23 protein-coding genes are annotated in these 24139 nt (G+C 42.2%); 19 read left to right on the top strand and 4 right to left on the bottom strand.

The genetic code is table 11. The annotated features are described in order from the left end of the window. Nucleotides 1-127: 127 nt before the first annotated feature. Together NST31_RS02160 and pyc are read left to right on the top strand one after the other, a co-directional pair. Entirely contained in the window at nt 128-1363 is a 1236-nt protein-coding gene (locus tag NST31_RS02160; protein ID WP_205180036.1) for an FtsW/RodA/SpoVE family cell cycle protein, read from the top strand. 29 nt (nt 1364-1392) lie between these two features. Continuing rightward, the gene (pyc, locus tag NST31_RS02155; RefSeq protein ID WP_205180037.1) at nt 1393-4830 is read left to right on the top strand and encodes a pyruvate carboxylase; all 3438 of its coding nucleotides are present in this window, start codon (nt 1393-1395) and stop codon (nt 4828-4830) included. Nucleotides 4831-4878: 48 nt separating this feature from the next. On the opposite strand, the gene NST31_RS02150 is transcribed toward pyc, so the two are convergent. Next, nucleotides 4879-5847 (bottom strand): heme A synthase, encoded by a 969-nt coding sequence (locus NST31_RS02150; protein ID WP_339163612.1) that lies wholly within the window; start codon nt 5845-5847, stop codon nt 4879-4881. A 536-nt stretch (nt 5848-6383) separates the two neighbouring features. On the opposite strand from NST31_RS02150, the gene cyoE reads away from it, so the two are divergent. The 7 genes from cyoE (at nt 6384) to NST31_RS02115 (ending at nt 12921) form a co-directional block, all read left to right on the top strand. Further along, nucleotides 6384-7295 carry a heme o synthase gene (cyoE, locus tag NST31_RS02145; RefSeq protein WP_077110988.1) on the top strand — a complete coding sequence of 304 codons (912 nt, stop codon included), beginning with the start codon at nt 6384-6386 and terminating at the stop codon, nt 7293-7295. A gap of 97 nt (nt 7296-7392) precedes the next feature. Beyond that, a complete protein-coding gene (gene coxB / locus NST31_RS02140) occupies nt 7393-8472 on the top strand; it encodes a cytochrome c oxidase subunit II (RefSeq protein ID WP_077110990.1) in 1080 nt (359 codons plus the stop codon). A 29-nt stretch (nt 8473-8501) separates the two neighbouring features. Beyond that, nucleotides 8502-10367, top strand: a complete 1866-nt coding sequence (ctaD, locus tag NST31_RS02135; RefSeq protein ID WP_077110991.1) for a cytochrome c oxidase subunit I — start codon at nt 8502-8504, stop codon at nt 10365-10367. Next, nucleotides 10367-10996, top strand: coding sequence for a cytochrome c oxidase subunit 3 (locus NST31_RS02130; RefSeq protein WP_339163607.1), 630 nt, complete (start codon nt 10367-10369; stop codon nt 10994-10996). Before ctaD ends, NST31_RS02130 begins: the two co-directional genes overlap by 1 nt. 3 nt (nt 10997-10999) lie before the next feature. Next, on the top strand, nt 11000-11332 hold the full coding sequence (gene ctaF / locus NST31_RS02125; RefSeq protein ID WP_077110995.1) for a cytochrome c oxidase subunit IVB: 333 nt from the start codon (nt 11000-11002) through the stop codon (nt 11330-11332). 141 nt (nt 11333-11473) lie between these two features. After that, a complete protein-coding gene (gene ctaG, locus NST31_RS02120; RefSeq protein WP_077110996.1) occupies nt 11474-12397 on the top strand; it encodes a cytochrome c oxidase assembly factor CtaG in 924 nt (307 codons plus the stop codon). 62 nt (nt 12398-12459) lie between these two features. Beyond that, a complete protein-coding gene (locus NST31_RS02115; protein WP_077110998.1) occupies nt 12460-12921 on the top strand; it encodes a DUF420 domain-containing protein in 462 nt (153 codons plus the stop codon). A 349-nt stretch (nt 12922-13270) separates the two neighbouring features. Here the strand turns inward: NST31_RS02115 and ytvI are convergent, their stop codons facing one another. After that, nucleotides 13271-14320, bottom strand: a complete 1050-nt coding sequence (gene ytvI / locus NST31_RS02110) for a sporulation integral membrane protein YtvI (protein ID WP_077111028.1) — start codon at nt 14318-14320, stop codon at nt 13271-13273. Between the two features lie 985 nt (nt 14321-15305). Continuing rightward, entirely contained in the window at nt 15306-15665 is a 360-nt protein-coding gene (locus NST31_RS02105) for a YugN family protein (protein WP_077111000.1), read from the bottom strand. A 181-nt stretch (nt 15666-15846) separates the two neighbouring features. On the opposite strand from NST31_RS02105, the gene NST31_RS02100 reads away from it, so the two are divergent. The 10 genes from NST31_RS02100 (at nt 15847) to coaD (ending at nt 22836) form a co-directional block, all read left to right on the top strand. Continuing rightward, the gene (locus NST31_RS02100; protein WP_077111002.1) at nt 15847-16281 is read left to right on the top strand and encodes a CBS domain-containing protein; all 435 of its coding nucleotides are present in this window, start codon (nt 15847-15849) and stop codon (nt 16279-16281) included. A 655-nt stretch (nt 16282-16936) separates the two neighbouring features. Then, on the top strand, nt 16937-18037 hold the full coding sequence (locus NST31_RS02095) for a CAP domain-containing protein (protein ID WP_077111004.1): 1101 nt from the start codon (nt 16937-16939) through the stop codon (nt 18035-18037). Nucleotides 18038-18117: 80 nt separating this feature from the next. Continuing rightward, entirely contained in the window at nt 18118-18519 is a 402-nt protein-coding gene (locus NST31_RS02090) for a YlbD family protein (RefSeq protein WP_077111006.1), read from the top strand. 17 nt (nt 18520-18536) lie between these two features. Further along, on the top strand, nt 18537-18773 hold the full coding sequence (locus tag NST31_RS02085) for a YlbE-like family protein (protein ID WP_077111009.1): 237 nt from the start codon (nt 18537-18539) through the stop codon (nt 18771-18773). Between the two features lie 91 nt (nt 18774-18864). Beyond that, entirely contained in the window at nt 18865-19248 is a 384-nt protein-coding gene (locus tag NST31_RS02080) for a hypothetical protein (RefSeq protein WP_139345599.1), read from the top strand. Nucleotides 19249-19301: 53 nt separating this feature from the next. After that, nucleotides 19302-19748: a YlbF family regulator gene (locus tag NST31_RS02075; RefSeq protein ID WP_077111013.1), complete on the top strand. Its 447-nt coding sequence runs from the start codon at nt 19302-19304 to the stop codon at nt 19746-19748. A gap of 19 nt (nt 19749-19767) precedes the next feature. Then, the gene (locus NST31_RS02070; RefSeq protein WP_077111015.1) at nt 19768-20043 is read left to right on the top strand and encodes a YlbG family protein; all 276 of its coding nucleotides are present in this window, start codon (nt 19768-19770) and stop codon (nt 20041-20043) included. A 96-nt stretch (nt 20044-20139) separates the two neighbouring features. Further along, a complete protein-coding gene (locus NST31_RS02065) occupies nt 20140-21507 on the top strand; it encodes a stalk domain-containing protein (RefSeq protein WP_077111016.1) in 1368 nt (455 codons plus the stop codon). Between the two features lie 283 nt (nt 21508-21790). After that, complete coding sequence (gene rsmD / locus NST31_RS02060) at nt 21791-22354, top strand: 16S rRNA (guanine(966)-N(2))-methyltransferase RsmD (protein ID WP_077111018.1); 564 nt, start codon at nt 21791-21793, stop codon at nt 22352-22354. After that, nucleotides 22351-22836: a pantetheine-phosphate adenylyltransferase gene (gene coaD / locus NST31_RS02055; RefSeq protein ID WP_077111020.1), complete on the top strand. Its 486-nt coding sequence runs from the start codon at nt 22351-22353 to the stop codon at nt 22834-22836. The genes rsmD and coaD overlap by 4 nt, the downstream gene beginning before the upstream one ends. Before the next feature lie 8 nt (nt 22837-22844). Here the strand turns inward: coaD and ylbJ are convergent, their stop codons facing one another. Further along, the gene (gene ylbJ, locus NST31_RS02050) at nt 22845-24059 is read right to left on the bottom strand and encodes a sporulation integral membrane protein YlbJ (RefSeq protein WP_077111022.1); all 1215 of its coding nucleotides are present in this window, start codon (nt 24057-24059) and stop codon (nt 22845-22847) included. Nucleotides 24060-24139 lie beyond the last annotated feature (80 nt).

The raw sequence follows: 24139 nt of genomic DNA, 5'->3' as shown, positions 1-24139 counted from the left end.
ACTCAAACAGTTTATTCGAAATTGTTTGGGTTTTTTTGTCCTATGGACAGACGTTTAGGTAGTATTCTTTTACTTTTTTACTCTATTAATAAATGGCGAAAATTGAATGAAAGATTGGATGAAGAATATGCTGAAAAAAATACTGCGGTCATATGATTACTCGATCATCGCTGTTTATTTTCTGCTCTGCTTATTTGGATTAATCATGATTTATAGCGCCAGCATGGTGGTGGCTGTTCAGTGGTTTGGTTACCCGGCTGATTTTTTTTATGAAAAGCAGAAGATCAACCTGCTCGTTGGATTCTTGTTTTTTTTGTTTTTCGCCATTTTTCCATATAAAGCATACAAAAATAAAACCTTTCTCATTTCCATTACGTTAGCTGCGGTGCTTGGTTTATTTGCAGTTGTTTTGTTTGGACATGTCACAAATAACGCCCAAAGCTGGATTCAATTGGGGGCGCGAAAAATCCAGCCCTCCGAGTTCGCGAAGATAAGCGTCATTATATACTTATCCGCGGTATATTCAAAAAAGCAATCCTATATCAACCAACTCAATAAAGGGGTATTGCCCCCTTTGCTCTTTCTCGTTTTTGTCTGTTTTTTGATTGCAATGGAACCAGATAATGGTACCGCGCTCATTACTTTATTAATCGGAATGACGATTATCGTCTGCTCGGGAATGCGATTTCGCACGATCATGAAGCTCGTCATGCTCGGATTGCTGTTAATTGCTGTCCTTTCTCCTTTCCTTATTTTAAAGTTCGAAAAGATTTTTACAGAAAATCGCATGGGCCGATTCGCGGGGTACTTGGACCCTTTTGGAACCGGGCAGAATGAGGGCTTTCAACTCGTAAACTCGTATTTGGCTATCGGTTCCGGCGGCTTAAAAGGGTTGGGGCTTGGTCAAAGTGTCCAAAAGCTAGGGTATTTGCCGGAAGCCCACACCGATTTTATTATGGCAATCATTGCAGAGGAACTTGGAGCATTTGGAGTCGCTTTTGTATTGGTTGGGCTTGGATATATCGTTTTGAGAGGCCTTTTTATCGCCACCAGAAGTAAGGATCCGTTTGGCGCTATGCTGGCGATTGGCATTTCATGCATGATTGGTATTCAATCCTTTATTAATTTGGGGGGAATGTCAGGCCTAATCCCGATAACGGGGGTTCCACTTCCTTTCATTAGTTATGGCGGATCATCCATTCTAGTATTATCCATTTTGATGGGAATTTTGGCTAATGTGGCCATGTTTAACAATTACGAAGAAAAATTCAAAGCCGAAAAAGCTGTTCCTGTACCACATGCTGAGCCTTCCCAGCCGAATGCCAATCGGAAATGGGGCGCTCAGCGGCGTACATTTAAATAAATGGTTATTATAGAAAGGGAGAATTGTGGATGAAGAATATTAATAAAGTACTGGTTGCCAACAGGGGGGAAATCGCCATCCGGGTATTCAGGGCCTGTACAGAGCTCAACATCCGGACGGTGGCCGTCTATTCCCGCGAAGACTCCGGGTCCTACCACCGCTATAAAGCGGATGAAGCCTATTTGGTCGGCGAAGGAAAAAAACCTATAGATGCTTATTTAGATATTGAAGGCATCATTGACATTGCGAAAAGGGCCGGAGTGGATGCCATTCACCCTGGGTATGGATTCCTTTCCGAAAACATTGATTTTGCCAGACGGTGCGAAGAAGAGGGACTCATCTTCATCGGACCGGCTGTCAAACACCTCGATATGTTCGGGGATAAAGTAAAAGCCAAGCACCAGGCCATCTTGGCGGGGATCCCAGTTATCCCGGGAAGCGATGGGCCTGCAGAAACCCTTGAAGAAGCGGCCGCATTCGGTAATGACCATGGATACCCAATTATGGTAAAGGCGGCTCTTGGCGGCGGTGGACGCGGTATGAGGATTGTGCGTTCGCGCGGAGAGCTAAAGGAAGCTTACGAGCGGGCCAAATCGGAAGCAAAAGCCGCTTTTGGAAATGATGAAGTATATGTCGAAAAATTAATTGAAAATCCGAAGCATATTGAAGTCCAGATTTTGGGAGATGCCAAAGGCGATATCATTCATTTGTTTGAAAGGGATTGCTCCGTCCAAAGACGCCATCAAAAAGTTGTTGAAACGGCACCATGCGTATCGCTTTCAGACCATATGCGCGAAAGAATTTGCGATGCGGCGGTTACCCTCATGAAAAATGTCGGGTACATAAATGCCGGAACGGTAGAGTTCCTTGTTTCAGGCAATGAGTTTTACTTTATTGAAGTGAATCCAAGAATCCAGGTGGAACATACGATTACAGAAATGATCACCGGGATTGACATCGTCCAATCACAAATCCTGATTGCGGAAGGGCATTCCCTGCATGGAGAAACAATTCAGATTCCAAAGCAGGAACATATTAAGATGAACGGTTTTGCCATTCAGTCACGTGTCACAACTGAAGATCCGCTTAACGACTTCATGCCTGACACCGGTAAGATCATGGCATATCGTTCTGGCGGTGGATTTGGCGTCCGTCTTGATGCAGGTAACGGCTTTCAAGGGGCTGTCATTACCCCGTTTTATGATTCGCTGCTTGTAAAAGTATCGACCCAAGCGCTCACCTTCAGGCAGGCTGCGGCAAAAATGGTCAGAAATCTGAAAGAATTTCGCATTAGGGGAATAAAAACAAATATTCCATTTTTGATCAATGTCATGGAACATGAAAAGTTCATTACGGGTGAATATGATACTTCTTTTATAGATGAGACGCCGGAATTGTTTTCTTTTGAGGAGAGCAAAGACCGCGGAACAAAAATGCTCTCATATATTGGAACGGTCACGGTAAATGGTTTCCCTGGAATTGAAACGACGAAAAAACCGGTTTTTCCGGATCCGCGCATACCCAAAATACCTGCGGGCCAATCAGTGCCACCCGGAACAAAGCAAATTTTGGAACAACAAGGTGCAGAAGGGCTTGTTAATTGGGTAAAAAATCAGAATAGAGTGCTTGTAAGCGATACAACTTTTCGCGATGCCCACCAGTCGTTGCTTGCCACTCGTGTCAGAACCCGTGATATGTTGCAAGTGGCAGAGCCGACAGCACAACTTCTTCCAGGACTGTTCTCCTTGGAAATGTGGGGAGGGGCCACGTTTGATGTTGCGTACCGGTTTTTGAAAGAAGACCCGTGGGAGCGCCTTCAAGTACTTCGGAAGAAGATTCCGAATTTGCTTTTTCAAATGCTTTTCCGCGGCTCGAACGCCGTCGGATATAAAAACTATCCTGATAACGTCATCCGTGAGTTTATCAGATTATCCGCTGATGCAGGCATTGACGTTTTTCGGATTTTTGACAGCCTTAACTGGGTCAAGGGAATGGAAGTGGCAATCGATTCTGTCCGCGCATCAGGGAAAATTGCCCAAGCGGCTATTTGTTATACCGGGGACATCAACGATCCGGCAAGGTCCAAGTATGATGTCAATTATTATAAGCAGCTCGCCAAAGAATTGGAAGCTCAGGGTGCCCATATTCTGGCCATTAAAGATATGGCTGGCTTATTAAAGCCCGAAGCGGCTTACCGCCTTATTTCCGAATTGAAGGGTATAGTCGATGTGCCAATTCATCTGCACATGCATGATACGAGCGGCAACGGAATCTTTACGTATACGAAAGCCATTGAAGCGGGTGTCGACATTATTGACACGGCTTTGGGATCGGTTGCGGGGCTTACATCCCAGCCCAGTTTGAATTCGCTTTACTATGCCCTGGAGGGAACAGACAGGCAGCCAGATGTGTCGATTGATGATGTGGAAAAGCTTTCCTACTATTGGGAGGATGTCCGCAAATATTACCAGCACTTCGAAAGCGGCATGCTTGCTCCTCATTCAGAAGTATACCGTCATGAGATGCCGGGCGGACAATATAGCAACTTGCAACAACAGGCGAAAGCGGTTGGGCTTGGAAGCCGCTGGGATGAAGTAAAAGATATGTACCGCCGGGTAAACTTGATGTTTGGAGATATCGTCAAAGTGACACCTTCATCCAAGGTGGTCGGGGATATGGCGCTCTTTATGGTGCAAAACGATTTGACGGAGGAATCTGTCCTTGAAAAAGGCATGACAATCGACTTTCCTGATTCGGTTATTGAACTGTTTGAAGGATACCTCGGACAGCCTTACGGCGGCTTTCCGAAAGATTTGCAGCGAGTCATTTTAAAGAAACGCAAGCCTATTACCGTACGCCCTGGAGAGCTGCTTGAAGATATCGATTTTGCCGCGTTAAAAGCCCAGTTGGCACAAGAGGTCGGAGGTACCGTTTCTGAGTATGATGTAATGGCCTACGCCCTGTACCCGAAAGTAATCCTTGAGTATTTTCAAACCATCAACCAATTTGGAAATATTTCGGTTATCGACACGCCCACATTTTTTCACGGAATGAGATTGGGAGAAGAAATCGAAGTAGAAATCGAAACAGGAAAGACATTGATCGTCAAGCTCGTATCAATCGGCCAATCACAGCCGGATGGAACCCGGACAGTTTATTTCGAGCTAAATGGCCAGCCGCGTGAAATTATCATTAAAGATGAAAGCATCAAGTCGACCGTTATCGCAAAGCGGAAGGCGGATCCGAAAAATGAAGCTGAAATCGCTGCCACCATGCCTGGAACGGTGCTAAAAGTGCTTGTTGCCAAAGGAGAGGCCGTGAAAAAAGGCGATCATCTCATTATCACCGAAGCAATGAAAATGGAGACAACCGTACAGGCGCCTTTCTCTGGAACGATCAAAGATATTTACGTCAAAAGCGGCGAGGCGATCCAAACAGGCGATTTGCTTATCGAGATGGAAAAATAATATCCCGAGCGCAAAAAACTTGCACACGAACATCATGTGCAAGTTTTTTCATTGCTGCGTAATCATTTTAGATGATTTCAGTTCACCCGGCGTTGTTTCTTGTACAGGTGCATATTCCACGCCTGGTCTTGAAAATAACATAATAAAATAACTAAGTAAACCAAAGAGGCAGGTAATAAAGAGGGCATGCGCAAGGGCAACGTAAATATTCAATTCCGTTAACACAACGACAGCACCAGCCGCTACTTGCAAGGTAACCAGAATGAAGGCTACAATCCACCCCATATACACGACTCTTTGATTTTTATAATGCTTTACGGCCATCCATGTGATATAACCAATCCAAATAAAAATGAGTCCGGCCATTACGCGGTGGCCCATTTGAATCCACTCATACATATTGGATGGAAGCGCCAGTAGAGACCCGTTCGAACATAAAGGCCAATCACTGCAAATAAGGCTTGCATCGGTATGGCGGACGAGCGCGCCTGTATAAACGACAATATAACTGTATATGGTGACACCGACCGTATGATATTTCATCCTTTTATCTATTTGCAATTTCGTTGCATCGAACTTTTTATCCACTTCAAAAATCAACAGTGTCAATAAAAAGACAGAAGCAAAAGAAATAAGGGAAATACCGAAATGAAGCGCTAAAACAAATTTTGATTGCCCCCATACAACTGCAGCCGCACCGATTAATGCTTGTAAAATAAGAAAGAAGACAGAAAGAACCGCGAGCGGCTTCGTTTCTCTTTTGTCTCCGATCGCTTTCCAAGCCCAGATGGAAAGAATAACAACCATAATGGCTGCAGATCCGGAAACAACCCGGTGAGCTAGTTCAATGATCAGTTCTGCATTGATATTTGATGGAATCAGTTCGCCATTGCAAAGGGGCCATGATCTTCCACAGCCGAGTGAAGAACCTGTCTTTGTCACTAAAGCTCCCCCGAGCAAGACGAAGACCATGACCACCGTCGAGAGAACGGCGAACCATTTTAATTTCCGGTGCAAATTTTCACCTACTTACTATAAGAGATTTTATTTTCATGGAACGTTCAGCAACAATAATTTCAATAACGATAGTACCTAATCATGCTCCAAAAAACAACCGACAAATTTGTTAACATCGCTTTCACTATTGAAAAACTTGAAATTACAGGGTTTTTTTGCTAGAAATGATATATAGTATGCTCCATAAACTGATCAAAAAAGATTGCTGCCGACAAACTTTTGACAAAATGGCCGACACACTTTTGACAAAGATTGTGGCGAAAGCAATATATAAATGGTTGCATAATATGCTTAAATATAAAATGGAAAGTAGCAATGGCCTGAGGGGAAAAATGCTTTAACCTGATAGTTCGGATTTTCGGATGCATTATGGTACAATACAAAGTGCACCAGCATACCTACATAACATATTGAAAAAACAGGAAAATAAGTGAACAAATACTGAAAAATGAACATAATAAGGGAAAATTGCATCATTTTGGACTATAGTAAGGGTAAAGCAATCAAGTTTATAAAGGGAGAGAGGTGGAAGAATAATGGATAACAGTCGGCTTGCATCAGCGGTGGAAGAAGCCATCCCTCCTGCTACTGCCTGGAAAGACTTCCTGTCATTGATCAAAATTGGTATTGTCAACTCGAACTTGATCACCACATTTACTGGACTATGGATAGCAATCATCATGACTGAAAAACACTTTTTGCAGTCACTTGACATTGTCTTTTTAACATTGCTTGGCACATCCCTTATTATAGCCGGTTCATGTGCACTCAATAATTATATTGATCGTGACATTGACCCGATTATGGAAAGAACGAAAGACAGGCCTACAGTTACAGGAAGAATCAGCGGAGGCAAAGTGTTGGCGATTGGCTTTATTTTTATCGCTGCTGGCCTGTTCATGGTTTTTATGACAAATATGACAGCCGGTCTTATTAGTATAGTAGGGGTCTTCAGTTACGTGGTTCTCTATAGCATGTGGTCAAAGAGGCGGTATGTAAGCAACACTGTGATCGGAAGCATTTCCGGTGCGGTCCCGCCCTTAATTGGTTGGGCGGCAGTGGATCCGAGCTTGCCGGCCATGGCCTGGATGCTTTTTCTCCTCATGTTCATTTGGCAGCCGCCGCATTTTTATGCGTTGGCAATGAGAAGAGTGGAAGAATACCGGGCGGCAAATATTCCGATGTTGCCTGTTGTAAAAGGATTTGCTGCTACAAAGAGAAGCATTATTATGTGGGTGGCCTTGTTGCTCCCATTACCGTTTTTTATGTCTTCTTTGGGCACTCCATTCGTGATATTTGCGACTATTTTAAATGTCGGATGGCTCATTTTGGGTATTGCTGGATATAAAATGAAAAATAATATAAAATGGGCAACGTTCATGTTTGTCTATTCCTTAAATTATTTGACCATTCTTTTTACGGCCATGGTCATATTTACAGTTATATAACTTGGGGAATTCTTTCTTATGTAAGAAATCCATATATAAAAGACCCGGTCATTGGTTGACATTATGATTTTTTAACGAAAGAGGGGTTAGTAGAATTATGAAACAATGGCTGCATAAGTGGCGCCTTTTATCGGTGTTTGCGATGTTGGCGCTCGTTCTTTCAGGCTGCGGCGAGCCTTTTGTATCCGCACTGGTACCAGCGGGTAAAATTGCCAAGCAACAATATGATCTCATTCTGTTAAGTTTGGGGATCATGACATTGGTAATCGTCGTTGTAGTAATCATTTTTACTTTTGCCATTATTCGTTTCCGTCGCCGGAAAGGGGAAGAAAATAAGATCCCTAAACAGGTTGAAGGCAGTCATACATTGGAAATCGTCTGGACTGTTATTCCAATTGTCTTGTTGCTGATTCTCGCCGTTCCTACGGTTGCCATTACATTTAGCCAAGGCGATGTATCCGCAATTAACAAGAAGGATGAGGATGGAAACAGGGAGGCATTGGTTGTCAATGTGCGTGCCCATTTGTACTGGTGGGAATTTGAATATCCTGATCTTGGCATCGTAACAAGCCAGGACTTGGTGATTCCGACTGACGAGAAAGTTTATTTCAAAGTAAAAGCCGCAGATGTAAAACACTCGTTTTGGATTCCGCCACTGGGAGGAAAGCTGGATACAAACCCTGAAAACGAAAACAAGTTTTGGTTGATTGTTGACGGCAAAAAAGCGGAAAAAGCAGAAAATGTCTTTTACGGAAAGTGTGCCGAGCTATGCGGTCCTTCCCACGCATTAATGGACTTCAAGGTAAAAGCGTTGCCTCAGCAAGATTTTGAAAAATGGGTGGCAGATATGCAAGACGCCAAAGAACCTGCTCCAACTACAGAACTTGCGCAACAGGGAGAAGAAATTTTTCAACAAAGCTGTATCACATGCCATGCTATCTCCCCGAGCAACGAAGCACCGGCTCAAGCGAGAACAGCACCAAATTTGGCCGGGTTTGCTGAACGCGAAAGAATTGCCGGTATCCTTGACCATAACGAGGAAAACTTGAAGGAATGGCTGAAGGATCCTGAGAAAGTGAAACCGGGCAATAAAATGACGGGCACTTATCCAGCATTATCTGATGAAGAATTGGATGCTTTGGCTGCCTATTTAATGGAATTAAAGGTTCAAGAATGACGACTTTAAAATAAGGGAGGTTTATCTCTGTGAGTACTATTGCTCAAAAAAGAGGTTTCGGTGCCGTTTTATGGGATTATTTAACGACTGTCGACCATAAAAAAGTTGGTATCTTATATTTTGGCGCAGGATTTTTCTTCTTCCTCCTTGGCGGAATCGAAGCCATGATTATTCGTATCCAGCTCGCAGTTCCTAACAATGACTTTGTAAGTGCTGGAACGTTTAATGAAATGATGACCATGCATGGGACAACGATGATCTTCTTTGCCGCCATGCCGATCTTGATTGGATTTATGAACGCCATTATGCCTCTCCAAATTGGGGCGCGGGACGTGGCATTCCCGTTTTTGAATGCTCTTGGACTATGGCTGTTCATTTTTGGAGGATTATTGGTCAACGTCTCTTGGTTTTTAGGAGGCGCACCAGAAGCTGGTTGGACTTCTTATGCATCACTTGCGATGAACTCCGCAACCCATGGTACAGATTTCTATGCTACCGGAATTCAAATTTCCGGGTTTGGAACACTCATGGGGGGAATTAACTTCTTGGTCACGATTATCAACATGCGTGCGCCAGGAATGACTTACATGAGAATGCCAATGTTCACATGGACAACATTTATCACTTCAGCACTTATTTTGTTTGCATTCCCGCCGCTGACAGTTGCATTGTTCTTGCTTACATTTGACAGACTGTTTGGCTCTCAATTCTTTAATGTAGCTGCCGGAGGGAACACGATTATTTGGGAACACTTCTTCTGGATCTTTGGACATCCGGAAGTATATATCTTGATTTTGCCTGCTTTCGGGATTTTCTCGGAAGTGATCTCGACCTTTTCAAGAAAAAGATTATTTGGATATTCGTCAATGGTATTTGCTACCGTTCTAATCGGATTCCTTGGCTTCATGGTGTGGGCTCACCATATGTTTACAGTTGGATTAGGTAATATCGCCAATGCAATCTTTGCTGTTGCGACGATGGCAATTGCGGTTCCGACAGGTATTAAAATCTTTAACTGGCTATTAACAATGTGGGGCGGAAGCATTAAATTTACAACACCAATGCTATGGGCGGCAGCGTTCATTCCTTCATTCGTAATGGGTGGAGTGACTGGAATCATGCAGGCTGCAGCTCCAGCCGACTACCAATACCATGACACCTACTTTATCGTGGCCCACTTCCACTATGTCATTGTTGGTGGAGTCGTATTCGGTATTTTTGCTGCCGTTCATTTTTACTGGCCAAAGCTTTTTGGACACATGTTAAATGAGACTTTAGGGAAAATCACATGTATCTTATTTGTCATCGGGTTCCATCTAACATTCTTCATCCAGCATTTCCTTGGTCTAATGGGGATGCCGCGAAGAGTCTTTACATTCCTTGACGGACAAGGATTAGAGACTGGAAACATGATTAGTTCTATCGGAGCTTTGACAATGGGTGTAGCCGTTGTGGTTTTACTCATTAACGTTGTGATCACTGCTATTAAAAATGAATCTGTTGCAAATGACCCTTGGGGTGACGGCCGTTCTATCGAATGGGCAATTCCTTCACCACCGCCATTTTATAACTTTAAACAACTCCCGCTCGTTCGCGGACTTGATGCTTACTGGCTTGAGAAAATGGATGGAAAAACAGAAATGACTCCAGCAGAGCCTGTAGGAGACATTCATATGCCAAATGGTTCATTTATTCCATTTATGATCTCTTTAGGTTTCTTCGTTGCTTCCTTTGGAGCCATTTACAATCAGGAACATGCTTGGGGAATACCAGTATTAATCATTGGTTTGGCTATCGCCTTTGGATCCATGCTTGTGCGCTCCCTGAAAGATGATCATGGCTATCATATTCCGAAAGCCGAGTTGTTGGAAGATGAGAAGGGGGTTAAGGCATAATGCAGGTTGAACAGCAATTTACTCCAGAAACATGGCCCGAGTTGCCTGAACGGGCCACTCTGGAGGGTAAAAATAAGTTTTTGGGCCTCTGGTTCTTTCTTGGGGGCGAAACCGTATTATTTGCGTCCTTTTTCGCCACATATTTGGCACTGAAGGATAAGGTCCCAGCCAGCGGAGGCTTGACCTCGTCCGAAGTCTTCGGTTTACCGCTTGCATTTGCCATGACGATGCTGTTACTCACTAGTTCGGTAACAAGTGTGTATGCCATTTACCATTTGCGGAACTTTAATTATAAAAAGATGCAGTTATGGTTTATCATCACGCTTTTATTGGGCTTAGGATTCTTTGCTTTAGAAATTTATGAGTTTTGGCATTATACGACAGAGTTAGGATTTGGTTTCACAAGCAGTGCTTTCAGCTCGGCTTTCTATACACTTGTTGGATTCCACGGAGGACACGTAGTGTTTGGACTTGGCTGGATTGCAGCATTGCTGATCAGAAACAGAAAACGTGGACTCAGCCTTTATAATGCGCCAAAGTTTTACCTGGCAAGTATTTACTGGCACTTTATTGACGTAGTCTGGGTATTTATCTTCACTGTCGTTTATTTAATGGGAATGGTGGGATAACGTATGGAAGATCAATACATGAATTCAGGAAATGCACGCGTTGATTATGAGTACCGCAAAAAAAGAAACAAGGAAGCCATGCGCCATCAAGTAATTTCTTTTGCCATTTCAATTTTTCTGACATTGGTGGCATTTGGGGCAGTGGCAGCAGGGTTTGACAAATGGTTTGTCATCCCGTTCATTCTTTTGCTCGCATTGGTGCAAGTTATTTTCCAATTGTATTATTTCATGCATATGAATGAAAAAGGACATGAAGCGGTTCAATTATTTATATATGGGGGAGTCATTATTGGTTTTGTAACCATTTTGGGCTTCGTCACGATTGTATGGTGGTAATAGGAGAGCCAGTCGAAACTTTCGGCTGGCTTTTCATTTGTTTTGTCATGAACTTGTCAATCGCCATCATTGAACCGGAAAGTAGGTAAACGTATAATGAAAAGTAGAAGGAAACGTATTCTACAAAAGAGGTGAAGGCGAATGCCTTTTAGCGCTTTAAGTATATTTGGATTTCGAGCTCTTTGGAGCCCGTATTTTTTGATCTTTGTTTTGTTGTTGATCGCCGCCTTTTTCTATTTGACGGTTAAGAAACGTGACCAATTTGCCAACAGTGAACCACTGAAAAAAAAAGAAGGCATCATTTTTGTCATAAGCATGGTTCTCCTTTATGTGATTAAGGGCTCTCCCGTGGACTTAATGGCGCATATCATGTTTTCTTTTCATATGGTGCAAATGGCATTTCTTTACCTTGTCATACCACCGCTTTTCATTGCGGGGGTGCCGAACTGGATTTGGGAAAAAGTGATTGAACTGCCAGTGATTCGTTCAATGTTCCGTTTTTTTACAAGGCCCCTTATCGCTCTAGTTGGATTTAATGGGCTATTTTCGATTTATCATATTCCACTTGTAATGGATTTCGTAAAAATGAATATCATTTTGCATGCTTCGTATACGGTGATGTTATTTGTGTTTGCCATTTTTCTGTGGTGGCCTTTAGTCAATACTCTGCCGGGGCAGAATCAACTTCATGGCTTGAAAAAGATCGGTTATATATTGGGGGATGCGGTTCTCCTTACACCGGCATGCGGACTCATTATATTTGCTCCCGAAGCAATGTATGCGACCTATACTGATGGGGAATTATGGCTAAAGTCGATGGCCCTCTGTGTGCCCGGGTCAACTTTGGAAGGGCTGACCATCAGTGGCCCAGAATTATTCACAAACATGCCAGCAAAGGAAGACCAACAATTAGGCGGCGTATTAATGAAAATCATCCAGGAAATTGTACTCGCCACCATCTTGGCAAAAGTATTCTTTGATTGGTATAAAAAAGAGCAAGTTGATTCGGAACCTGTGGATGAAACAGGAACGCTTGTTCAGCAGGAACCCCGCCACGCAGATTAACTAAAATAAAGACGGGAAGTACTGGAGCAATTCAATATACAAATAAGGAAGGGTATCGCATAATGTCTGTTCCAATGTTACCGACAATCAGTACGGTGTGTATCGTTATAAGTGCTGTTCTAGTAGCAATTGGCTGGTCCAAAGTCAAGAGAAGAGAACTAGAAACCCATCAAAAAATGATGACAGCAGCAGCTGTATTTGCCGTAATCTTTTTTGCTATTTATTCATCAAGGACAGTATTTATAGGAAATACTTCATTCGGGGGTCCGGATGAAGTAAAGTTGTTTTACACAGTTTTCTTATTCTTTCATATTACCTTGGCAACTGTAGGTGCTGTCCTTGGCATTATCTCTCTGTGGACCGGCTTTAAAGACAGGCTGCATGTTCATCGTAAGATTGGGCCGTTTTCAAGTGTTGTATGGCTTGCAACCGGAATAACAGGTGTTATAGTCTATTTACTGTTGTATGTGATATATGAGGGTGGGGAAACGACTTCTCTTATCAAAGCAATATTGGGAAATTAAACATAAAAACATGCCAGGGGGATTCCTGGCATGTTTTTTTAAATAAAATATGGGCAATCTTCGCTTTTGCTAGAAGGGCGAGCGCAAAAACGATTTAACTTGTGCGGTAAATGCAAGAATGGTTATAGGGTGATGGAATCAAGACATATTCAAGGAGCTCATCGCTCCAAGGAAACCAGAATATCACTTCAAATAGGCGGCGAGTATTTATTAACGAGCAGGCTCGCCATTTTATGAATCGTAGAAAAGCCGCATGAAGCCTGCCTGGAGTTCTGCAGCATTGTCTACGATAGTTAACATGAGCGCCTTGGTTGGGTTATTCCTCCAAAATCTATTGAAGCAATAGATCTTATATTTTGAAGTTTAATTTGATAATCTCGGCCTCTCGTGCTGTTTTGAAAACGATGAGCAGCATCGGTCCAATGAAAAACCCAAGAAAGCCAAATAACTTTAAACCGAGATACATGGCAATTAAGGTTGCAAGTGGCGACAAACCGATATGGGTTCCCATCACTTTTGGTTCCACTGTTCGTCTAATAATAAGCAAAACGGTTGCAAGAACCGCCAGTTGTGTACCAAGAATGACGTTTCCTGTTAACAGGTGATATAGTGACCATGGAGCCAGTATGACGATTGAACCGATAATGGGTATTAAATCAATGATCCAAATAATGATAGACATAATAATGGCTGTTTTGGGAGAAATGATTAAGAGGCCAATTAATGAAACACCCAGAATCAACAAACTGACTAAAAACTGCGCTTTGCAAAAACCAAAAACAACCGTTGAGATCCTTTTCGTCATGAAATTTACTTTTTCTGAAGTTTGATCGGTTAAATGACGGTAAATTCTATTTCGTATTTTAGGTAAATCCAACATAAACAGAAATAATGCGATCAAGTATACGAGAAAGCTTACTAAAAAGTTCGGTATGTATGATAACGCACTACTGATATTTTCTATATTGATATAATTGATGACGCTCGTTACAATCGTGTTCAAAAAAGTGTTTATTTCGTGGGTGACGGCATGAACCATTTCTTTTGGTAGCGCTTGGGCGGTGTTTTTAAATTGTTCTTCATATTGGTACCATATTCTCGAAACATTGTTCACGTACTCCGGCAGATCTTCCACAAGCTTAACGCCTTGGCTGATGACTTTCGTTGTTGTGAAATAAATGCCAATCCCCATAACAAGTGTAAATACTGTAAAAACGATCATGACGTTATAATGTCTTTTCATTTTAAACTTTGATTGCAGCATTCTTACGAGCGGCTCCAACAAAAGTGCAGTAATCAATGCGGCGATCAGTGGGACAGATACTGGAAGGATATAAAACGCGGCCAAACCAAGAATCACCATGGCGGCAGCAAGAATCACGTATTTTCTTTTTAACATTCCACGCAAAATACTTCTCCTTTTCTCATGATTTTAATTTATTATATAATGTCCACAGCCTTTTCGGTAGTAATATGCAGGCAAAAACAAAAAAAGTGCAGGACCGTAGTCTCAGGCAATCGGGTTTGCCAAGTGGCGAAGGGGACTTGTTGCTCACTTTCATCAGATTGGAATATATTTGAAGCTTAGCGCAGGAGAAACCCCTCTGAAAAAATGTTGCGGGCTTAATTATTTCCAAATAAATCCTTTTTGTTATTAAGCACCTAAAATCGCCACATCCAAGATATGATTGCTTGCTCTTCGTTTTGCCGCATGAGGAGTCCTGTTTGGCGGCAGGCTGTTTCAAAGCTTTGTGAAGCCTTCTTGACTACTACTTCTTACATGGGTGTCCTGTTTGGCGGGATGAATGTGGCCAACTTCATTTCCCGTATACATGTGTGGCATCTTAACGCACAAATAGTCTGGGACACAACTAAATCAGCTGATTAAAAAACAAACAACAAATTGAAACAATTCAGTAGGGATTTTCTTCCCTCTCCTACTGAATGTTAGTTGAACCAATCGGGCATTTAGGTGCCGTTTTCTCCCACTTGGACCTTTTGTATTCACTCAAGATTTTGAAGTATGAGTCTTTACGGCATCTTACATGCGGGATAAAGTGAAACTTCATTCAGTAGGGATTTTCTTCCCTCTCCTACTGAATGTTAGTTGAACGAATCGGGCACCTTACATGCGGGATAAATTGTCCTAGTGTATAATACGCAAGCTTTTACCGTAGTCAAAATAGGTAGACTCCTGCGGGAATGGCTCGAGCTGAAGATCCCGCAGGAAAGCGACCTTTGCTTTCCGAGGAAGCTGAAGAGACCTGCGGAAAGCGAAATATGTTGACGTAGCGATGATAGGGATTTTTTTACACAAATAAACCGAACAATTATAAATGAATTGTTCGGTTTTTGCTATTTCGCATTTGCTTATGTCCCAGCTCCTACTCAGCAAACATATCCAAATCTTTTTTGATGTTATCAAGCATTTGCTTGCATTGCTTGACAAGATGGTTTGGAAATACTTCATCGTCCCCGTACTCTACTCCATGAGGATAATAATGTTTGCCAAGAAGTGGCGTCATCAATTGAATAACTGCTTTGCGGCTACCGACATCTCCCTCAACCGCATAGCCGGGGATGCGTAAGTAGTATGTACCTTCTTTGATTTGGAACTTATGATCATATGTAGCCCGTTCATAATCCCATTGTCCCGCAAGAATCATTCTGTGCTTGCTCATTACTTCGTCCAGACGGTTAAAATCAATTTTTATCGATTCAATACCAGTATCTTCAAACTTCATATCTTCAATCCCTCCTAAATAATCAGGCCGAATGAGTAATTCCCCATGTTTTATAATAGTCCAAAAAGTGCTCAGTTGCAACAAAGGCTCTCTCTAATATGTAACAATTGTGTATAATTTGCGGACTGTTGGTGAACATATGAAAGTGTAATGAAAAAATGATTCAGGAGGAGGTATCATCATGACGCTTATCCGGGATATTATGACGGATGAAGTTGAGACATGTTCATTAAAAGATAATATTTACGAAGTTGCGGTAAAAATGAAAGAATGGGATGTTGGTGTAATCCCGATTGTGGAAGGAAAAAGACTTGTAGGCATTATTACGGATCGTGACATTGTACTTAGGTGCATCGCTGAGAAAAATCCTCCTTCTTCTAAAGTTGAAGAAATTATGAGTGAGAACTTATTTACTGTGACACCTGATACGACTACGCAGGAAGCGGCGAGACTAATGGCAAAAGAACAAATTCGCAGACTCCCTGTTGTTGAAAATGGTGAGCTTGTCGGAATCGTTGCTCTCGGTGACCTGGCCGTTCGCGACTTGACCGATAATCAAGCAAAAACAGCTTTATCCGAAATATCCGAACCGGACGATGAACAATCCATTCATTGATTTCATCAAAATCGAAGATGCTTACAGAAAAACGCAAGCGAACTGCTATCGACAAGCTGAAAGGGAATGGATGTTGCTACTCATCTTGCTCGATTCAAGGAAAATATCTCTAAAAATTGTATGAAGCTTTCTATTGCTTTCCCAATCAGCCCAGCTAGGCAGCAGGGACATTAAGTGATGTTGCTTAGTCAGTCATGCTCCAAAAAGCTTGCGCTTTCTCTTGGAGGGATGATTATCCATGTTTTGTCGCCGCTTTAACTGGCGCGTCCTGCCTCATCGGTTGCTTGAAGCCTGTCCTGTTCATTGGGGTCTCAATCGCCGCAGGCCCGTCTTTCGGCTGAACTAGCGGCCTATTTAGGTCAACGGGCTTCAATCGACGCAGTCCTGCCTCAATCGGCTTACTAGCGACCTATACGTCAACAGTCATTAGTCGGCGTGACAAGTCTCATCATTGGCTGGACGAGTGCTCTATATTTCGCAGGCTTCATCGGTGCTGTCTTCGTCTCAATTAGAGCAGTTTGGCCCGCACATTAAGGACACGCTTTACTCATTCTGACGAATACTTATCATTCATGTATACTTTCCTTTTCAAAAACCCTGAATTTCAGGGTTTTTCTTGCTGTAGTTTATTGTACATGCAGTAGGAAGTGGTATAATGAAAACGAATCATGAAAAGAGTATTCGGGAAGGAGGAGAAAAGCTGCGTACGTTATTCAGAATATTTATTTTGGCTGGCTTCTTCTTGTTTATCAGCTTTTATATATATTCTCCCGAACAAACAGGCCCCTTAAAAGATAATTCGTATATGCTTCCTTCCAAAGATAATGAAGAAAACATTCCCGATCAAAATATTCCGGGTTCTGAAACTCAGCCTGAAAGCGGATTGGGTTCCTATATTGGAAAGCCCGCCAATCAATTGCTGGAAGTTCACGGTAAACCAGACAGGAAAGAACCTTCCGCCTATGATTATGAATGGTGGGTGTACAATGATCAGGCCCATAAATATATGCAAGTGGGAGTCCGAGATGGCATTATTGTTACATTATACGTTTTAGGTGATCAATTAGATGTTTCCCCTTACAAAATAGGCCAGCCGGTCGAAGATATTTACCGTACGACAATGCTGGAAACAGAGATTGTGGTCACTTCTGAAAATGGAACTTATCGGCTTGAGCTTTCAGAAGAAGACTTAAATATGAGGCCGCTTATTCAGCTAGGGGATATTTTCGCCCAACTGTCCGTTGATAAGTTTACCGGCAAGCTGTTTAGTGTCCGCTTTCTTGATCAGGACACACTCGTTGCCCAAAGGTCGTACGAGCTTGTTTACAGAGGAGATGGGCCCCAGAGCGAAGAACCTGATGACGAGGAATGGGCAGCAATTGAAAGGGGAAGCGAGCGCCAAATATACGATATAACGAATATTTTTCGAAAGAGGTTTGGACTGGACACATTAACGTGGGATGAAGAGATTTCAAGCGTTGCTTATGGCCATAGTAAAGATATGAATTTAAACGATTATTTTGACCATGAGTCGCCCAAATACGGCGACTTGGAAAAGCGGTTGAACGAAGGAAAGGTTGAGTTTCAATCAGCAGCAGAGAATATTGCCGCAGATTATATTGACGGACCGGCAGCATTTGAAGGGTGGCTGAATTCGGAGAATCATAGAAAGCCGCTTTTGGATAAGGATGTTACGCATATCGGGGTGGGTGTTTATCAAAAAAATTATACCCAAAACTTTGTGCGTAAAAAATAAAAGGGAACCCAGTGGCATTATATATGATCAAACATATACATGAAGTGACGGATAATCGAGTCATTTGAGGTGATTGAGGGATGACAAGGAAAAAACTTCACCCGTCAGTCGAACAATTTAAGCAATTTGTAAGAGAGCATCCGAACCTTGTCAAACTGGTAAGAGCAGAGGAAAGTACATGGCAGGAGCTATATGAGGAGTGGTACTTGCTCGGTGGGGATGACCCCAAATGGGAAAAATATAAAAATGGAAAAACGGCTGAAGCAACCGAAACCAAGGATGATGTAAAAAAATGGTTTACTCAATTTTCCGGTCTTTTGAAAAAAATGGATGCCAATCAAATGCAATATCATATTGATAACCTAAGCCAAGCGATAGGTGCGATCCAAGGCCTGCTCTCTCAATTTCAAGGAAGTAGCCAGCAACAAAACGACCCGGCACAAGAGGCACCCCGCGATCCATTTGCTTTTAGAAAAGACTGACGCAAGGAGGAGAACGGATGAGAGCCGATGTTTTGCAATATATTTATGCAAATCATGAATTAAAACAATTTATCCGGGAACAGCCTCGATGGTATCGAACATTGTCCAGAGATCCAAAACAATTGGAGCAATTTGAAATCGCCTCCCTCCATTATTTTAAAAAAACGATTCCTCATCAAGTGGAAAAATTTTCACAGGGAGTGCAAATGGCAAACATGTTTATGGGCATGCTCCAAGCAATGAATACTAAGTAAAGAACACATGTGAATGAAAGTCCATGTGTTCTTTATTTTTTTGCATGAAGCCTCTTGTTTGGAGAAAAGCTATGGTCAAGGAGTGATGACATTGAAAATATTGGCGATTTGTTTCATTGTATTTTTGCTTGCCAGCGGCTGTGCCCAAAAATTGCCTGAGCCGGAATCAATGAATGCAAGGGCTTCGGAGGAAAGCACAAAGCAAAAAACCTTCACGGTTCATCGAATTTTAAAAGGGAATACACTCATGATCGAATGTTTTGCACCGTCCATTTCATTTTCCAATCAGTCGGAGGCAAAAAATAAGGGGAAAGCTCGATTATACATGAACGGAACATTTCACAGCGAACACGAATCGGCTGCTTTTATCGTCAAAGATTTGCCCAAAGGTGTACATGACATTAAAATAGAAATTGTAAATGACCATGATGAACCTGTCGGCTTAAGCGAGCAGTTTTCGGTGACAATTCAATAACGCAGTCGCATAGCAAATAAAAACATGGTAAAATGAGTGTGGAGGTGGACCGTTTGCTTGCAACACTTGAAAGAGTCAAAATTATTGAAACAGCCGAGATGCTTGGGAACATGATCAATGCCACTGACATCGCCGATAAGTACCGGTTTTATTATCATAAATTGCATCAAGATGGAAGGACGAAAGCAAAGATAGAGGCTTTCGTGAAAATGAAAGAAGTGTACGAAGATGTTCAACGCTTTGGACGTTATCATCCCGATTATAAACAGGTAATGAGAAAGGTTCGCGAATTAAAAAGAGATATGGATTTGGATGAAAATGTGGCTAATTTCCGGAAAGCGGAAAATGAAATCCAATCTATTTTGGATGAAATAAGCATGTTAATTGGAAAAGCAGTCTCCGCCAATATCAAGGTGGCAACGGGCAATCCTTTTTTTGAAACAGGTGCTGCTTGCGGCGGTGGTTGCGGTACTGGCGGCGGCTGCGGCTGTTCTGCCTAAGAGCTAAAGGGGATCATAAATGTTTATAAAGAAGCAAGGATTAATTGTATGGCTGACCCATACGAAAAATATAAAGGCGTTAAAACGATTTGGGAATATACATTATGTCTCCAAGAGAATGAAGTATGCCGTTCTTTATTGCAACCAGGAAGATTTGGAACTTATTTCGGACAAGTTGCGGCAGTTTCAGTTTGTAAAGAAAGTGGAGCCATCATACAAGCCATACTTAAAGACAGAGTTTGAAAATGCCAAACCGGATAAAGCAAAAGAATATGATTATCGAATTGGTCTTTAATAAAAAGGCGGCCCGGTAAAAGGCCGTCTTTTAAAATAGAGAGAAATATACAAGATGGACTAATAAGTATTTCTTGTGACGGGGAGATTTGACGCGATGTCTAAACTTGTCTGGCCGACTGTTTTCATACTGATCCTTTCCATATGTGGCCTGCTTTTTTTTCAATGGAAGCCCATTTCAACGTTTTCCGGGGGAGAAAAAGTCGAACAAAACGTGGTGGTCCGGCATATGCAGGATCACTTTCAAATAGAGCAATCAATCAAACATATTCCTGAAGGCAGCTATGAAATGCGCAAGCCCACAAATCTGGATTCTTTTTCTTGTACAAGCAGCCGCCATCAATCGTGTATTTGGCTGGATCAGGAAAATACAAAAATCGCTATTGGTGAAGAAGAAACGATTTCTTTTACATACCGGCTTCCATCCTCTAAAAGCCCGAGTCATTTTGTGCTGGACAACTGGCTGTTTGAAGTTCAAAATGTCTCTCGCCATTCCACCCGAATTCAGCTTACGGACGAAAAATGGCGGCAAGGGGAGTGGGTGGCAGCGGCCGATTCTGTAGGCAAGAGAAAAATGAATGCCATCGATTATTATGTGTTTGAGACAAACCAGAAAAGTCCGGCTCTTTATTGGAATGCGAATGAGATGCATGAACTTTATAAGGATCAGTATGTAACGGTTTATTCGGAAAGCAATGTATCGGCGGATTTTTCAAAGTTAAGTAATTTGAATGGCAAGGGGAAGCTGGTGGCAATTGTTACAAAAAAAGCGAAAAAACTTCAGGATTTTGACGACCTGATCCTGGTTCCGGATGAAGAAGCCATTTTGCCGGCAATGGTTGTGAAAACAATTTCTATGGAAAAGAATCAAGAGTGGTTGCTCGATGTGATCATGTCAGCTTTTTTAGAGCGTCCTTACGGCAGTAAAAAAGCTCAAAGCATGTATCTTGAGTTGGAACGAGAATTGCAAAAAGAGGGTGTTGAGCGTTGGCTGTCGAAAGTTCTGTCTGATAAAACGGCTATATCAGCACGTCGGTTGGACGCTCATATATGGGAAGAAACAGGCAGAAAGACAAATTTTTTTGCATTAAATGAGGAGGAAACGAAAGCTTTTATCCCATTTTTTGCAGTGGATGCAAGGCCGATTTTGATTCATGAGGTACAGGCGGATAACGTATCAATCTTGTATCACAATGAACAGCCGTACATTTCCTTCTTTCCACTTGCTGAGCAGCTCGGGTTTACAGTACAGCCGGGGCCAGATCAAGCGGTGATGAAAAGGGGAGATGATACTTTTGAGTTTTATTACGGAAAAAAAATCTTCTATAAAAATGGGCGCCCATTTGGTCTTTCAAGCAATCCCTTTCTATTAATGGGATCAGAAACATATATCCATACCGAGATGGTCTCACTTGTCTTTGGCATCAGGCTTTTTGAAGCAGACAATAAAATCAAATTGCAATAAAAAACCCTGCAGAAATTCTGCAGGGTCCTTCTATTTTCCGCCTTGGCGGATAGAAGGCAAAGGGAGAGGAGAAACCGGAGGAAGAACTTATGGGGAAACGTAAGTCTTCTCCGCGGTTGGCAACAACATCTGCTGCGATGTTGTTATTCATATTATCGCCTGTTGGGAAAGTTTTATACATAAATTGCTTGCAGGTTCTTACTTGTAAAAGCTTTTACAGGTAGCTTGTCCATTTTTTTTGTGTTAGTATAAAAAAGTATGAAAACAGCGAATGGTGACGAATATGAGGATAATATCTGGCAGTTGTAAAGGTAGAAAGTTAAAAGCGGTTCCGGGAACATCAACGAGACCGACGACTGATAAAATGAAAGAGACCATTTTTAACTGGATTGGTCCCTATTTTAATGGAGGACTTGGGCTTGATTTATATGCCGGAAGCGGTGGGCTCGGTCTGGAAGCGTTAAGCCGGGGACTTGATCGGGTCATCTTTATAGATAGCAATAAATTTGCCGTGCAAACGGTTAAAACGAACATATCTTTATGTGGTTTTGATGATCAATGCGAGATATATCAAAATGATGCAAGAAGGGCTTTAAAAGCTGTCACAAAGAGAGGCTTGCAGTTTGATGTCATTTTTATTGATCCTCCATATCAAAAGCAAAAAATTGCCGCATTGCTTGAAGAGATCGATAAACATTCATTATTAAAAGAAGCGGGCTCTATTATTTGTGAACATGATCCAGAGGTAAAGCTTCCCGCATCGGTCGGAAAGCTCATACAAGCAAAACATACTGATTATGGGATGAGCGGTTTGTCGTTATATACGAAAGAGGGGGAATCAGAATGAAGAGAATCGCAGTATGTCCGGGAAGTTTTGATCCCGTTACAAACGGGCATTTGGATATCATTCGCCGGGCGGCGAAAGTATTTGATGAAGTAAGTGTCGTTGTTTTAAGCAATTCTTCCAAACGCCCATTATTTTCTACAGAAGAAAGAACAGCGTTATTGCAGCAAGTAACGAAAGAAATACATAATGTGAAAGTCGATTCCTTTAACGGCCTGCTTGTCGATTATGCAAAGGGCGTTGGTGCAAGCGCTATTGTAAGAGGCTTAAGGGCCGTTTCCGACTTTGAATATGAAATGCAAATTACATCTATGAACAGGGTGCTGGATGAAAACATCGAAACGTTTTTCGTTATGACAAATAGTCAATATTCTTTTTTAAGTTCCAGCATCGTCAAAGAAGTTGCGAAATACGGTGCGAATATCTCGGATTTGGTTCCGGCACAAGTTGAAAAAGCGCTGAAAGAAAAGTTTTTGCAAAAGTGAAAAGATGCTTAATTTGCTGTTCTCATCTTGTGCAAGTAAAAACCGATTCCAACGATCAATAGGAGGATTGTACTAATCGGTCCGATATGGCTAAGCCAAGCCAATGCTTTTTCCCACCAATTAACTTGGAATTGCAAAAATGCCGGTATGGCTGATGAGTGTATTAAAAATCTTTGTTCAAAGGGAATCCATAAAAGGAATGTAAACAATCCGGATATAAACCCTTGCATGATGCGGGCAATGAAAAACGGCAGAAAGCGAATATCTGTTTGCGCCAGTATACTGGCAACTTGCGCTTGAACACTGAACCCGCTGAAACCCAAAATAAAGCTGGCCATTACTACTTGATACATCAGGCCTGCATCCACTGCTTGACTTGCCATTTGGTTTCCGATCGTGATTTCAAATAGCCCGGCAATCAAAGGAATGCTCAAGTCAGTCGGCAGTTGGAAAAATAATAATAGTACTTTGGCGATTTTTGCCAGAAACAATGTAATATGAAGATGAAACAACAGCTTATTAAGCACTGAAAACAGAATGATAAACCCGCCAATCATGAGCAGTGTGTTGATAGATGTGATAACCGCGTCTCCAACCAGCTTGCCGATTGGCTTTTTATTTTTAAGCCTTGTGTGATGTAATGCAGACAGTGCTTGGGCAAAAATAGGGCGCGTGGATGCTCTTTTATACTGCTTCGGCTTCGTTTCTTTTTTACCGTATCCTCTCATGATTAAACCGACACAAAAATTACTAAAGTAATGAGCCGCTGCCAACATAATCCCCAGTTTCGGGTTGTGAAAGAAGCCAACCGATACTGCTCCAAAAATAAAAAGGGGACTGGAACAATTTGTAAATGATACGAGCCGTTCAGCTTCGCCCCTGGTTAACTGGCCTTCTTGACGCAGTCGGGCAGTAATTTTTGCTCCTGCCGGAAAGCCGGAAGCCATCCCCATCGCCCAGGCAAATCCACCCACTCCGGGGACTCTAAATAATGGGCGCATGAAAGGCTCAAGTAATATTCCTACAAATTTAACGACTCCGAATCCGATCAGTAATTCGGAGAGTACAAAAAAAGGAAAAAGGGATGGAAAGACAATTTCCCACCACATATTTAATCCCCGAACGGAAGCTTCAAATGATTTTTCCGGCAGTAGGATCATGGAAGCAGCCATGCATGAAATGCTTGCGGCGAGTAAGATCGTTTTTATTTTTGATAAACTCAATTCATGACCTCCCTGTCCAACGTCCCTACATAATCAATATACTCATAGGCTGTTCATTTAGACCATAAAATGAGGTAGGG

It is taken from the genome of Siminovitchia sp. FSL W7-1587, assembly GCF_037963795.1.
Lineage (GTDB): Bacteria > Bacillota > Bacilli > Bacillales > Bacillaceae_C > Siminovitchia > Siminovitchia thermophila.
Note: the sequence above shows the minus strand (reverse complement) of the source record. Positions and strands in the feature narration are given on the sequence as shown.